Annotated in this window: 12 protein-coding genes; 9 read left to right on the forward strand and 3 right to left on the reverse strand. The window is 62.8% G+C overall.

Annotated features, from left to right (window positions below; genetic code table 11):
- Positions 1–17: 17 nt before the first annotated feature.
- The 5 genes from BP26_RS0106230 (at position 18) to BP26_RS0106250 (ending at position 5,942) form a co-directional block, all read left to right on the forward strand.
- Positions 18–1,136: an HlyD family secretion protein gene (locus BP26_RS0106230; RefSeq protein ID WP_029919711.1), complete on the forward strand. Its 1,119-nt coding sequence runs from the start codon at positions 18–20 to the stop codon at positions 1,134–1,136.
- The gene (locus BP26_RS0106235) at positions 1,115–3,121 is read left to right on the forward strand and encodes an ATP-binding cassette domain-containing protein (protein WP_245611729.1); all 2,007 of its coding nucleotides are present in this window, start codon (positions 1,115–1,117) and stop codon (positions 3,119–3,121) included. The genes BP26_RS0106230 and BP26_RS0106235 overlap by 22 nt, the downstream gene beginning before the upstream one ends.
- The gene (locus BP26_RS0106240) at positions 3,118–4,272 is read left to right on the forward strand and encodes an ABC transporter permease (protein ID WP_029919713.1); all 1,155 of its coding nucleotides are present in this window, start codon (positions 3,118–3,120) and stop codon (positions 4,270–4,272) included. Before BP26_RS0106235 ends, BP26_RS0106240 begins: the two co-directional genes overlap by 4 nt.
- The gene (locus BP26_RS0106245) at positions 4,269–5,435 is read left to right on the forward strand and encodes an ABC transporter permease (RefSeq protein WP_029919714.1); all 1,167 of its coding nucleotides are present in this window, start codon (positions 4,269–4,271) and stop codon (positions 5,433–5,435) included. Before BP26_RS0106240 ends, BP26_RS0106245 begins: the two co-directional genes overlap by 4 nt.
- A gap of 159 nt (positions 5,436–5,594) precedes the next feature.
- Entirely contained in the window at positions 5,595–5,942 is a 348-nt protein-coding gene (locus BP26_RS0106250) for a c-type cytochrome (protein WP_051748428.1), read from the forward strand.
- Positions 5,943–6,535: 593 nt separating this feature from the next.
- Here the strand turns inward: BP26_RS0106250 and BP26_RS30095 are convergent.
- On the reverse strand, positions 6,536–7,405 hold the full coding sequence (locus tag BP26_RS30095; protein WP_169740651.1) for a universal stress protein: 870 nt from the start codon (positions 7,403–7,405) through the stop codon (positions 6,536–6,538).
- A 30-nt stretch (positions 7,406–7,435) separates the two neighbouring features.
- Here BP26_RS30095 and BP26_RS30100 point away from each other — a divergent pair, with 30 nt between their 5' ends.
- From BP26_RS30100 to BP26_RS0106270, 3 genes are all read left to right on the forward strand, one after another.
- A complete protein-coding gene (locus BP26_RS30100) occupies positions 7,436–7,594 on the forward strand; it encodes a hypothetical protein (RefSeq protein ID WP_169740652.1) in 159 nt (52 codons plus the stop codon).
- 404 nt (positions 7,595–7,998) lie between these two features.
- Complete coding sequence (locus BP26_RS0106265; protein ID WP_157572390.1) at positions 7,999–8,232, forward strand: hypothetical protein; 234 nt, start codon at positions 7,999–8,001, stop codon at positions 8,230–8,232.
- Between the two features lie 517 nt (positions 8,233–8,749).
- A complete protein-coding gene (locus BP26_RS0106270) occupies positions 8,750–9,970 on the forward strand; it encodes a GGDEF domain-containing protein (protein WP_084182859.1) in 1,221 nt (406 codons plus the stop codon).
- A gap of 143 nt (positions 9,971–10,113) precedes the next feature.
- Here BP26_RS0106270 and BP26_RS27400 read toward each other — a convergent pair whose 3' ends face one another.
- Together BP26_RS27400 and BP26_RS28335 are read right to left on the reverse strand one after the other, a co-directional pair.
- Positions 10,114–11,178, reverse strand: coding sequence for a sensor domain-containing diguanylate cyclase (locus BP26_RS27400; RefSeq protein ID WP_051748430.1), 1,065 nt, complete (start codon positions 11,176–11,178; stop codon positions 10,114–10,116).
- A gap of 226 nt (positions 11,179–11,404) precedes the next feature.
- Positions 11,405–11,788 carry a response regulator transcription factor gene (locus tag BP26_RS28335; protein WP_169740653.1) on the reverse strand — a complete coding sequence of 128 codons (384 nt, stop codon included), beginning with the start codon at positions 11,786–11,788 and terminating at the stop codon, positions 11,405–11,407.
- A gap of 693 nt (positions 11,789–12,481) precedes the next feature.
- On the opposite strand from BP26_RS28335, the gene BP26_RS0106280 reads away from it, so the two are divergent.
- Positions 12,482–12,745 (forward strand): oxidoreductase (locus BP26_RS0106280; protein WP_494546281.1); only part of this gene is annotated, 264 nt, incomplete at its 3' end.

The raw sequence follows: 12,745 nt of genomic DNA on the forward strand, positions 1-12,745 counted from the left end.
GAAACCACGCCCGCAACATGGATTGGAAAAAGCCCACCCGCAAACAGCTCGCGCTGGCCGCCGCCGCGGTACTGCTGCTCGCCGCCGGCGCCTTCGCCTGGCAACGCCTGTTCGGCGCCGCTGCCATGCCAGAAGGCCTGCTTCTGGCCAACGGCCGCATCGAGGGCGATCATGTCGCCATCGCCGGCAAGCTCGCTGGCCGCATCGCCGAACTGACGGTGCGCGAAGGCGACCAAGTCGCCGCCGGCCAGGTGCTGGCACGGCTCGACGACGAGCAGGTCAGCGCCCGCCTCGGCCAGGCCCGTGCCGCGGTGGAGGCGGCCAGTGCCCGGCACCACGCCGCCGACACTGCGCTGCAGCTGCTGCGCCGGCAGGTGCCGCTGCAGATCGCCAGCGCCGACGCCACGCTCGACCAGGCCAGGGCCACTCAGCACAAGGCCGAGGCCGCGCAGACGCAGGCCGAGCGCGACGCCACGCGCATGCAGGAGCTGGCCGAGCACGGCACGGTGCCACGGCAGCGCGCCGAACTGGCGCAGCTCGCCGCCACCAGCGCCGCCGCCGACGCCACCGCCAGCCGCTCCGGCGTAGCCCGCGCGCGCCAGGGCGCGAGCGAAGCGCGGCTCGGCACCGAGCAGGTGCGCGCGCGCCAAGCCGAGCTGGACACCGCCGCCGCCGAGGTGCAGCGGGCCCAGGCCACGCTGCAGGAAGTGCAGAGCGTCTACGACGACCTCACCATCCGTGCGCCGCAGCCCGGCGTGATTGTCACCCGCATCCGCGACGCCGGTGAAGTCGTCGCTGCCGGCGCGCCGCTGTTCGACTTGGTGGACCTCGACCGCCTCTACCTCAAGGTCTACGTGCCGGAAACACAGATCGGCAAGATCCGCCGCGGCCTGCCCGCACGCGTCTACACCGACGCCTTCCCCGCGGAAGACTTCGCTGCCAGCGTGCGCTACATCGCCTCGCAGGCCGAGTTCACTCCAAAGGAAGTGCAGACCATCGACGAGCGCGTCAAGCTCACCTACGCCGTCAAGCTGTACTTCGAACAGAACCCGCAGCACCGTCTCACCCCCGGCCTGCCAGCCGACGCAGTGATCCGCTGGAACGACCAGGTGCCGTGGCAGCGCCCGCGCTGGTAAGCGGGCCGGCGGCAGGCAACCCCGCCACGGTGGTGCGGGCGCGCGGCTTCGGCAAGCGCTACCGCGGCCGCAACGCCGTCGAAGGCCTGGACCTGGAGATCCACGCCGGCGAGCTGTTCGGCCTGATCGGCCCGGACGGCGCCGGCAAGAGCAGCCTGATCAAGTCCATCGCCGGCGTGTTGCGCTTCGAAGCCGGCAGCCTGGAAGTGTTCGGCGTGCCGCTGCTCAGCGACGACGCCTGCGAGCGCATCAAGGACCGCATCGGCTTCATGCCGCAAGGCCTGGGACAAAACCTTTATCCCGAGCTGACGGTGGAGGAAAACATCGACTTCTTCGCCCGCCTGCGCCTAGTGCCACACAGCGCGCTGGCGCAGCGCAAGGCCGAGCTGCTTGCCATCACCCGCCTGGCCCCCTTCACCGGCCGCGCCATGAAGCACCTGTCCGGCGGCATGAAGCAGAAGCTCGGCCTGGTCTGCACCCTGATCCACGAGCCGCGCCTGGTGATCCTCGACGAGCCCACCACCGGCGTGGATCCGGTGTCGCGCCGGGACTTCTGGCTGATCCTCGGCCGCCTGCTGCGCGAGCGCAACATCAGCGCGCTGGTCTCCACCGCCTACATGGACGAGGCCAGCAGCTTCCACCGCGTCGGGCTGATGTTCGGTGGCCGCCTGCTCGCCGCCGGCCAGCCCGGCGAGATCCGCGCGCTGGCCCAGGGAGCCCTGGTCAGCGTCGAAGCCGGCGCCGAAGTCGGGCAGCAGGCCGCCGCGCTGGCGCAGCTGCGCGCGCGCTTCGCCCAGGTGGACGCGTTAGGCAGCGCCATCCGCGTGTTTGTCGACCAGGGCGACGACATCCAGGCCGCCGACATGGTGCGCCAGGCCCTGCCTGCGCTGCCGCCGCAAGCGGTGGCCGCGGTCGAACCGGAACTGGAAGACATCTTCGTCGCCCTGCTGCGCCAGCGCGGCCTGGCGCGGCCGGCGCAGGACCGTACGTCACCCCCGCCGGCGCGCCGGCAGGACGCCGACGCTCCCGCCATCGAAGCGCACGAGCTGACCCGCGACTTCGGCGCCTTCCGCGCCGCCGACCGCGTCAGCTTCAACGTGCGCGGCGGCCAAGTGTTCGGCCTGCTCGGCGCCAACGGCGCCGGCAAGAGCACGGTCATCAAGATGCTCACCGGCATCCTGCAACCCTCCGCTGGCAGCGGCCGCGTCGCCGGCGCCGACATGCGCAGCGCCGGCTTCGCCATCAAGGAACGCATCGGCTACATGTCGCAAGCCTTCTCGCTTTACCTGGATCTCACCGTCGAGGAGAACGTGCGTCTCTACGGCGGCATCTACGGCCTGGACCGCGCCGCCATCCGCAGCCGCCTGCAATGGATCAGCGAAGTGGCCGAGCTCAAGGGCTATGAGCGCGAGCGCGCCGCGCGCCTGCCGATGGGACTGCGACAGCGTCTGGCGTTGGGCTGTGCGCTGGTGCACCAGCCGCGCGTGCTGTTCCTCGACGAGCCCACCTCCGGTGTCGACCCGATCGGCCGCCGTGCCTTCTGGGACATGCTGTTCCATCTGTCCCGCTTCGACGGCGTGGCCATTCTCGTCACCACCCACTACATGTCCGAAGCAGAGCACTGCGACCGGCTGGCGCTGATGTACGCCGGCCGCGTCGTCGCCGAGGACAGCCCCTCCGGCATGAAGAACGCGCTGGAGCGCGACTGCGGCATGTTGCTGGAAATCAACGCACCCGAGCCGCAGGCAGCGCTGCTGGCGCTGCAGCGGAACGGCTTTGCCGCGGCCGCACTGTTCGGCAACCGCATCCGCATCCAGTCACGGCAGGCCGAGGCGGACAGCGCGCGCCTGCCCGAACTGCTGCGCCAGGCCGGCCAGCCCGGCGTCACCGTGGTGCGCCGAGCCCCGAGCATGGAAGACGTGTTCGTGCAGCGCGTCACTGCCCTGGAAGCAGCCGAGCTCAACGCGCGCAAAACCGCCCGATGAACATTACCCGCATCAATGCCGTGGCCTACAAAGAGTGGCGCGAGATCGTGCGCGATCGCCTGTTCTTCACGCTGGCCTTCGTCGTGCCCGCCGCGTTGACGCTGCTGTTCGGCTACGGCCTGTCGCTCGACGTCGAGCACATCCCGTTGGCCATCATCGACTACGACCACAGCGCCCTGTCGCGCGAGTATGCCCACCGCTTCAGCGACTCGCGCTACTTCGACCTCAAGGGCTACGCCGCCTCCGAGCGCGAGGCCGGCGCGCTGCTCACCGCCGGCACGGTGCGCGCCGTGCTGCTGATCCCCGAGCACTTCGGCCAGCGCCTGCAGTCCGGCCGCGCCGCCGAGGTGCAGACCCTGATCGACGGTACCTTCCCGTTCCGCGCGCAAACCGCCAAGGGCTACGTTACCGCCATCAACGCCGCCTTCAGCCTCGGCGTGCTGGCCGATTACCTGGCGCAGGCGCGCGGCCTGTCGCCGGCCGACGCGCAGCGCGCGCTGCAGACGCTGCGTGTGGAGGTGCGCTACCTCTACAACCAGAGCGTCAAGAGCGTCTGGTCGATCGCCCCCAAGCTGCTGATGGCGATCATGATGATGTCGCCGCCGTTCCTCACCGCGCTGGGCATCGTGCGCGAGAAGGAGAGCGGCTCGATCTTCAACATCTACGCTTCCACCGTCAGCCGCGGCGAATTCCTCATCGGCAAGCTGCTGCCCTACCTGGCGATCTCCAGCCTCAACGTGCTGGTGCTATGGGCGCTGGCCTGCTTCCTGTTCGGGGCACCGTTCAAGGGCGACCCGCTGTTCTTCTTCGCCGCCGCCGTGCTCTACGTCGGCTGCACCACCGGCATCGGCCTGTTGGTGTCCGCCGCGGTGCGCACCCAGGTCGCTGCCATGATGGGCACCATGATCCTCACCGTGGTGCCGGCGGTGCTGTACTCCGGCATCCTCATTCCCATCCCCTCGCTGTCGGCCGCCGCCAGCGTCATCGCCCACCTGTTGCCCGGCATGTACTTCGCCGACATCGTCACCGGCAGCTTCCTCAAGGGCGTGGGTCTAGCCGAGCTGTGGCCGCAGGTGCTGGCTCTGGCCACCTACGCCGCGGCGCTGTATGTCGCCGGCTATCTGCTGTTCCGCAAGCGCACCGCCTCATGAAAGAGCCCTTCAGCGGACAGGACTGGCGCCTGTGGCTGCGCCGCGTCGGGGCCATGACGCGCAAGGAGCTGCTGCAACTGCTGCGTGATCCGGTGCTGCTGTTCGTCATCCTCTACGGCTTTACCGCCGACGTTTACAATGCCGGATCCGGCGTCACCCTGCAGCTGCAGCACGCCGCCTTCGCCGTGCACGACCTCGACCGCAGCGCCGCCTCGCGCGAACTGGCCGGGCGCCTGCTGCCCCCGGAGTTCAAGCCGATCGGCGCCATTACCGACGCGCGCCAAGGCGAGCGTCTGCTAGATAGCGGCCAGGCGCTGATGGTGCTGTCCATCCCGCCGCAGTTCGGGCGAGACCTCGCCGCTGGCGCGCCCACCGCGGTGCAGGTACAGATCGACGCCACCAACACCGCGCTCGGCTTCCTCGCCTACAGCTATACCACGCAGATCTTCGGCCAGTATGCCATCGAAGCCGGCCTGCGCAATCAGGGTCTATCCCCCACCGCACTCGACAGCCTGGCGCGCGTCGACAACCGCCAGCGCGTCTGGTTCAATCCAAACCAGGACGATGGCTGGTTCATGTCCATCTCCGAACTGCTCAACGTCATCACCGCCTTCGCCATCCTGCTACCCGCCGCCTTCATGGTGCGCGAGAAGGAACGCGGCACCATCGAGCAGCTGCTGGTATCGCCGCTGACGCCGTTCCAGGTGATGGCGCCCAAGGTGCTGGCCATGACCCTGGTGATCCACATCGGCATCCTGATCTGTCTATTCGGCATCCTCGAGCCGGTGTTCCACGTGCCGATCAAGGGTAGCCTGACGCTGTTCGCGCTGGTCACCACACTCTACGTGGTCAACCTCTCCGGCTTGGGCTTGTTCATTGCCACCGTCACCCGCAATCTGGCGCAGGCTGCCATGATGGGCATCCTGGTGCTGGCGCCGATGATGTTCCTCTCCGGCATCTGGACCCCGCCCGAGGCCATGCCCATCGTGGCCCGCGCCCTGATGTACATCTCGCCGCTGTACTACTACATGAACGCCAGTTACGGCATCCTGCTCAAAGGCGCCGGCCTGCGCACCATCGCCCCGTCCATCCTCGGCATCCTGCTGCTCGGCGGCGCCGTCTGCGGCTTCGGCCTATGGCGCTTCCGCCGTCAGTTCGACTGAATGCGCTGCGGTGGACGCTGCCTTACCCGGCGCCCGCGCCCAGCTGGCGCCGCCGATATTGATATAGATCAATACCTGATTATGGCGATATGACTACGCTTGAGAAACGCATTCGTTTCGATCGACCGTCACAGCAATCCAGGAAGAGACCCGGAAACCATGAACATCCACCGCACCCTGCTGCTAGCCGCGCCGTTGGCCTTCTGCTTCGCCCCTGTCCAGGCCGCAGACCCCGCCGAAGACTTGGCGCGTGCCAAGCACTGTTACACCTGCCATCACGCTACCGACGCCGGCGTAGCCCCATCATTCCGCCAGATCGCGCGCCGTTACAAGGGCATGGATAACGCCGACCTGGTGCTGACGCGCGAGATCATGGACGGCAGTGCCGACCACTGGATGTTCAATAAACATTGGGGCAGCGCCGACATGCCACCCTCAACGCTGCGTGAGCCAGTCAACGAAGCCGAATCCAAGCAACTCGTCACTTGGATTCTGAAACAGCACTGAGCCCAGATCTGTCGCTCCTCACGACACGCGCGTTCCCGGCGCGTTCCTGGTTTGACTGCAGCCAACGGCATTTCTGTAGCTAGGGCCTGTTAACGCTAATTTGATCGCTGCGACGGCCTCTGGAGGCGTCCAGCGCAAGGAGAGAGGAGCGTGATGTACTGGAAGTACATGAGCGACGAACGACGCCGCGATGGGCGCCTCCAGAGGCCGTCCCGAAGGGTTGCGCCCAAAATCGAGCCATGCGGCGTTATCGCCCTTGGCCATGGATTCACCATGGCCAGCGGGCTCCGCCTTGCCTGGCTCGATTTTGGACTGCAACGCAGCGATCAAATTAGCGTTAACAGGCCCTAGTCAAATAGATTCGCTTGCATGCCGCCCGTGGGTGCCCGTCGTGGTCATTTCTATACGGCGAGCACCCATGGCCTTCGTTGCAGGCGTTGTCTTTGATGTTCGCATGCTCGGCGCGCAATGAGCACATTCAGCGTCGGCAAAACCAGTTATTGACGCAGAATGCCGGGCTTTCCGAACGGAATTCCGGTCGCCGATACTCCACGCAGACTTTCCGGGTACCAGGCCCAACAGATAGCCGGGTCTTAATGAACGACGAGAAGCGGCAAGTCGCCCCACAGCAGCGCCGAATCCGTACAGCCACCGAACAGCATCTCCCTGATGGGCCCGCGATTGTACCCACCCATCACTACCAGGTCTGCACGACAGTCGTGGGCGCCGGACCACAGTACATCCATTGTCGGCCGATCACCGGCAAGCAACGTCCTGACCTGTACATGCACATCGTGCCATTCCAAATACGCGACCAGCGCCTGAATCGAAGCCTGTTCGATGCTGTGCCCTTCATCTACGCTCACGAGAATAACCCGCTTCGCATGCTTCAGCAGCGGCACAGCGGCGGCGACCGCGCGGGCCGATTCTGCAGTGTCCTTCCAGCAAAGCATGATGGTGTCGAACCCCTTGTCGAACACAGCATGTTCCGGCAGGAGGAGCAGTGGCCTTCCGCCATTCAGCAGGATCCTGGGCGCGAGATCAGCGGGGAAGCCGTTCCCTTCCGACGGCCGCTCCATGACAACCATGTCGTGATAGCGCGCGAGGAAAGACAAGCGCTCCACGGGAGCGCCTCGAACCTGCAGAAATCCAGCCGAAACTCCGGCGTGCGGGATCGTTGCGCCAACCAGAAGGCCGTGATTGCCGCAAAAGTCCGCGAAATGGCGTATCGCGTCCGCGGCCTGAGGGTCGCCGCATTGCGCAAAGCGATCCATAGCCTCGTGCAATGCGGCCCCCGTCATTGGCACATCCTCAGGCATTTGGGCGAACGCCAATGCGGTGCCCGCGGGGTTATGGCAACAATTGATATGGCCGCCAAAGGGACGCGCAATGGCGAGTGCCACATCCAGCACCGTTCTATCGGCGCCTCCTCCGTTCAACAGCGCCAGAATGGTCTTGATCATGTGCACGAATACCCGGACAGCAGGAAGAACTTGAATATCGCCGCTTCTGCCGTGGAAGGCTTTGACCTGCATCAACCAACATCTGCACCCAGGGATGAAATGTCGATCCAGACCAACCTGCATGCCCACGTCGGCGTCCAGCGTACAGGCATGCTCAAATCCACTCGTACGCCGCATCAACTCACTTGAGTAATGGCGCCGCGGCTCACAGCGCCAATACCGAAAAAATGGTTAATAAGCAACAAATCGTCGACATTCGCATTGACCTGCATCAAAGTCGATTCCGGCTTCGACGCTTAGCCTTGAACGATCACGAAAGACTTGGAGACTGCCATGGTTGGTGCTGCAGACCTGCTATCCATCGAGACCGCGGATGCGCCCAAGGGAGCCGTCACCAAGGTGAATGAATGGCTTCTGCACAAGGCACCATGCGCGTAGGCAATCAACCATCCAAGGTTTTCACAAATGATCTCCTTTCATGCTTGATCGCGCTACGCTCATCGGCACCACAGACTTCCGGCTGATCATATTTTCCGATCAAGGACCCGCCATGGAAGGTTACCCACCAGCACACGCGCTTACGGTTCATGTATATGGATATCAATAAATTCAGGCAACGAAATCAGTTGCTGTCGCAACAGCTGGAGCAAATTGCGCAGAATGAGATTGCGGCACTGAAGCTGCAAATCAGGCGGGATTTCGACCCCGCGGCTCGCGACTTGCTGGCAGCGCAGGAGCGACTCCTCAACGCGACAGAGCGGATGCTCGATGCCGCCAGCTTGGGAACACAGGCCGGTACAGCGTTTAAAACCACCATGACGGCATAATCGAGGCGCTTGGTCGTTGCACGATCACTGAAAACAGCGATGCCAATCCATCCAAGCATGCTAGAGAGTGCATCACTCTTGATGCTGACGCAGCCTTGATAGGCCGATCGGCAAAGGTTGCATCGAGCGACCTCTCGCGTCCGCTCTTTCCTGCCAGCGACATCATGAGGCCCGACCCCGACCGCACAACCGCACTTGAGCAGCAACCAGTGAACAGAACGGTACCGGGCGGATTTTCGCCATCTCGGATGCCCCTTATAGAGCAGCCGCTCCTGAATTATGCTCGCCACGGCAAATAGCCGGCAAGTTGGCGCTTTTCACCGTACGCCACAGTCTGGTTTCGAATCAGCTTCTGCGAAAAGTGTGACGGAATTCACACTTGCAGCACCACCGGTCGGAAGATCAATGCCGTCCAGTAAGACGCAACTCAAGTCAGGGGAATATCCTAGTTCACCTCTCGATTGTTGCGGAGCAGCATGACCGCCCGCGGCTAAGCATCAAAAAAGGGCTATTTGCAATGACCGATTCGGGAGTGGGGGCGCAAGAACAAAGACATTTTTCGCCGGGTCGGCGAGCCGAGGATAAGTTGCTTGCGGAACACGCGAATCAGGGACGATTGTTCCGAGCCCTGGTGAACTCCGCCTGCGATGGTATTGTCGGGCTGAACCTCGACGGCTCCGTGCTGGTCTGGAACCATGGCGCAGAGAAACTCTTCGGCTACTCCGAGAGCGAGGTAGCCGGCACCGATATCGCCAAGCTGTTCAATTTCGAACATGATTGGTGGAGTCACGGAGTACGCCATTGGGAAGGCTCGCAATTGCACCGCGATGGACACACGCTCGAGGTGGCGATCGAATCGTCACCGGTTCTTGACGACCCCCTGCAAAAGCCAGAGCATTTCGTCTGGATCGTGCGCGACATCACGGCCCGAGCGCGCTGGGCTTACCAGCTGCAGATGCGCCAGGCCGAACTGCAGGAAGAGGCGCGGACCGATCCACTCACGGGCGCCGCTAACCGGCGCCGAATGGAAGAAGTGCTGCAGGTTGAGCTGAGCCGTGCCCAGCGCCATTCGACCAGCCTGAGCCTCCTGCTGATCGATCTTGACCATCTCAAGGCCATCAACGATCAGCATAGCCATGTAATCGGTGACGCCGCGATCAAGGTCTTTGCGGATGTGATACAAAAGCAGTTACGCATCTGTGATTTGCTGGCGCGTTTGGGCGGCGACGAGTTCGTTGTGCTCATGCCGGATACCGACAGCATGGAAGCAGGCGCCTGCGCCCTCCGCTTACAATCCGCACTGGACAAAGCGACCGTGCCCAACCTGCCAAGCAAGCTCACGGCAAGCCTCGGGATCGCCGTCTACCGCAACGGTGAATCCGCAGATACCTTGCTACGCCGGGCAGATCAGGCGCTGTACAGGGCCAAGCAGAACGGGCGCAACTGCGCGGTTCACTGGGAGGACATGAAGCCCATCGTTGCCGATACCGCGCGCGACGACCTGCCGCGAAGGGCCTTGTTGCGGCAGATTATTGAGGACGCTTTGCGCGAAGGCCGACAGCTGCGTCTGAACTGCCGCAACTACTCCCGCGTGGTGGTGCCGCATGCGCTGGAGGGAGGCGATGACGATCCAATTCTTGTCGCCTGGCAACTGAACGGGGGCTGCGAGTCCGGCATCACTACCGGACTAAAGCGCTTTCACCTGTCGGAAATCCAGGGGCTCAGCCCTTACCCCTGATTTGGTTCAAGACGTTTCAGAAAGGGACATTCGGGCACCTTGAACCCCTACCCATGCAAGGTCAATACAGTCCGCCACACCCGGGCCTTGTCCGGCTTCGTGCACGATTCTTATTTGTCATCCGCCGCGCTACAACGAAGGCGCTAATTCCACCCGGCCGATTCGCTCGCATAGACGGCCCCGGTCGTGGGGCTCCAGGAAACGGTACGATTCCGCCCCGCCCTCTTGGCGGCATAGAGCGCCTGGTCGGCGCGCTTGAGTAGCGCTGTGGGCCGCTCTCCTGAACAATGCTCCGAAACACCGAAGCTGGCCGTGATGACACGAGGCAACATCGGAGCGCAGCCCCTCTGCAAGGCGCCGCGCACCCGCTCGATCCAGGCATGGGCTTCGGCCCGTGTCGTGTCCGGCATGAGGATGAGGAACTCATCGCCGCCCAACCGGGCCAAGAAGTCACAGGCACGAAGCCGCCCCTGGATAAAACCGGCAAATGCGCATAAAGCCGAATCTCCCGCGGCGTGGCCGAAATCGTCGTTGATGCTTTTGAGATTGTCGACATCGGCCAACACAAGGCTCAGGGCACCGCCGTGCCGGTTCGCACGGCTGCTTTCGGCTTCCAGAGCTTGCTCAAGACGGCGACGATTGGCAACGCCGGTCAAAGGGTCTGTCAGCGCATCCTGACGCAGACGATCCTCCAGACGTTGCTGCTCGCGCGCGGCACGCACCTGCAGAGTGATATCACGAATGACCCACAACGTTCCGAGCTGCCTTGCGGATTGATCAAATATGGGCGATGACTCGATCGACACGTCAACCACCTTTCCGGATTTGTGCCTTTTTACTGTGTGCCACTGCCGCATCTCCTGGGTGAGCCAAGTCGCCTCTTGAAAGGGGTAGCCCGATGCGATGGATTTCTCCGGCGTAAGAAAGCAGATGGCACGCCCTCTCGTTTCATCCTCGGAATAACCGAACATCACTTCGGCGGCACGATTCCAGTCCCGAACTGTGCCATCCATCGACAATGCAATGATGGCATCAGCCGCAGCGTCGATGAGGTGCCGATAACGAGCACCCAGTTCCGCCATCGCCGCGAGCGTCTGATCCTCACGTCGGCGGAGCCCGCCTCTCTTCTCTTGTTGTGATTCGCAGTCGCCGCCGTTGGATTTTCCTTGCGGCGGCTTCAGAGCGTCAGTCTGGCAATTTGCACTCATAATTTCATTACATAGCTTTTTTAATAATCTCTATATCATCGATCCGTGGCATTGACTTGGATCAATTGGGTGATCAGCTTGCTCGAGTCGAGCGGAGCCCAAGCCGGGCTCTTCCCTTCGGATCCGGAAACACCCAATACGCTTATAAATCAGGGCTATGGTTGACTTAACAAGCAAACCGCCTTCCAAAACAGAACGCATACAATACTCATGGAGACTTAGTTGTTTACGGAACACAAGACCGAGCTATGGCATTCTCGATGATTGCCTCGACCGTGCGGGCATCAAGCGGCTTATGTAAAACCGCGCTCGATCCGGCAGCATTGACCAATCCGTTCTGAGCAGACGCTGGATCACCGGCCATCATCACAACCGGTATTCTGATTCCGCGCGCCGTCAACGCCTCCTGGAGATCCGCATCATGAGCTTTTGGCATGCGCAAATCGACGATCACGCAATCCGCAGGATTGTATGAAAAGGCTCTCAAGCATTCTTCAACAGACGCAAATGAGCGAGCTCTCATCCCCTGCGCCTTCAGTATCAGGCACGTCACAGACCGGGCGGCTGCATCGTCATCGACCACATAGATCAGATATTTATTCACTTTCACCGCGGCCTCCCACACCCACCTAACCGGTGATCCCAACGCCCCACTCACCCGAAACAACTCCCCGACAACGTAGGACCTACTCGATTGAATCCGGCAAAACATTCACGCCGACTTTCTTCAGGCGGTTGTGAAGACATCGTCTGCCTGAAAGCTCTTTTTTGAAACTAGGATTTATCCCAGGCGACAAGCCGGAAATTCAGCGCACCGCTCCACCGAGAGGTCGGACGGACTCGCTCATGCTGGCATCTTCCATACCTGCCGCCGCCCGAGTCGGCGCATCTCGGCGTGCGCAATCCCAAAGATTCTGGTTCGGCGGCCGTAGGCCTCGCGCTATTGGTCGCCGGGGTCGAGCGGGTGAAAATTCATCGGCAATGATTGCAGCCGATTCCAAATTCGATTCAGTGTCACTGATTCGGTGACTACGTCGCGCGTGTAGTCGACCGACTGACTCCTCCGGTATCACGTCAAGACGGCGGCTCCATTGAGAATGCCGACCACCGAGCTGTCATGCGTATTATAGAAAAGCGATAGCATCGTCCCCGGATTCCCTCAGGCCCTTGTACCGGGTGCCTGAGTCACCTACGGCCTTGATCCAGATCAAGGCACGCCGCGACGATCGGCAATAGCTTGGCCGGAATCCCAAGTCGCATTTGTGCGTATGCGTCCGCGCCGCAGCCGATCGGAGAAGTCCCGGTGATCCCTTCAAGAATCCTGTTTGCCCCCTACGCCCTGGAAAACCTGATGCTGGCCAACCGGATCGTGATGGCGCCAATGACGCGCTGCAGGATGATCGCTCCGTCCTATGCGCCCAGGCAGACAACCAAGACCTACTACACGCAACGCGCTTCGGCAGGGCTTATCGTCTCGGAGGGCATTGTCGTATCCAGGCAGGCGCGCGGCTACAGCAATACCCCGGGCCTGTATACCGCCACGCAGGTGCGGGCATGGAAGCGGGTT

Source organism: Nevskia soli DSM 19509, from assembly GCF_000711955.1.
GTDB lineage: Bacteria > Pseudomonadota > Gammaproteobacteria > Nevskiales > Nevskiaceae > Nevskia > Nevskia soli.

Excerpts from the sequence above, each read along its gene's own strand:
- BP26_RS0106230 (WP_029919711.1), top strand. The coding sequence starts at position 18 with ATGGATTGGAAAAAGCCCACCCGCAAACAGCTCGCGCTGGCCGCCGCC.
- BP26_RS0106240 (WP_029919713.1), top strand. The coding sequence starts at position 3,118 with ATGAACATTACCCGCATCAATGCCGTGGCCTACAAAGAGTGGCGCGAG.
- BP26_RS0106245 (WP_029919714.1), top strand. The coding sequence starts at position 4,269 with ATGAAAGAGCCCTTCAGCGGACAGGACTGGCGCCTGTGGCTGCGCCGC.
- BP26_RS0106250 (WP_051748428.1), top strand. The coding sequence starts at position 5,595 with ATGAACATCCACCGCACCCTGCTGCTAGCCGCGCCGTTGGCCTTCTGC.
- BP26_RS30095 (WP_169740651.1), bottom strand. The coding sequence starts at position 7,405 with ATGATCAAGACCATTCTGGCGCTGTTGAACGGAGGAGGCGCCGATAGA.
- BP26_RS0106265 (WP_157572390.1), top strand. The coding sequence starts at position 7,999 with ATGGATATCAATAAATTCAGGCAACGAAATCAGTTGCTGTCGCAACAG.
- BP26_RS0106270 (WP_084182859.1), top strand. The coding sequence starts at position 8,750 with ATGACCGATTCGGGAGTGGGGGCGCAAGAACAAAGACATTTTTCGCCG.
- BP26_RS27400 (WP_051748430.1), bottom strand. The coding sequence starts at position 11,178 with ATGAGTGCAAATTGCCAGACTGACGCTCTGAAGCCGCCGCAAGGAAAA.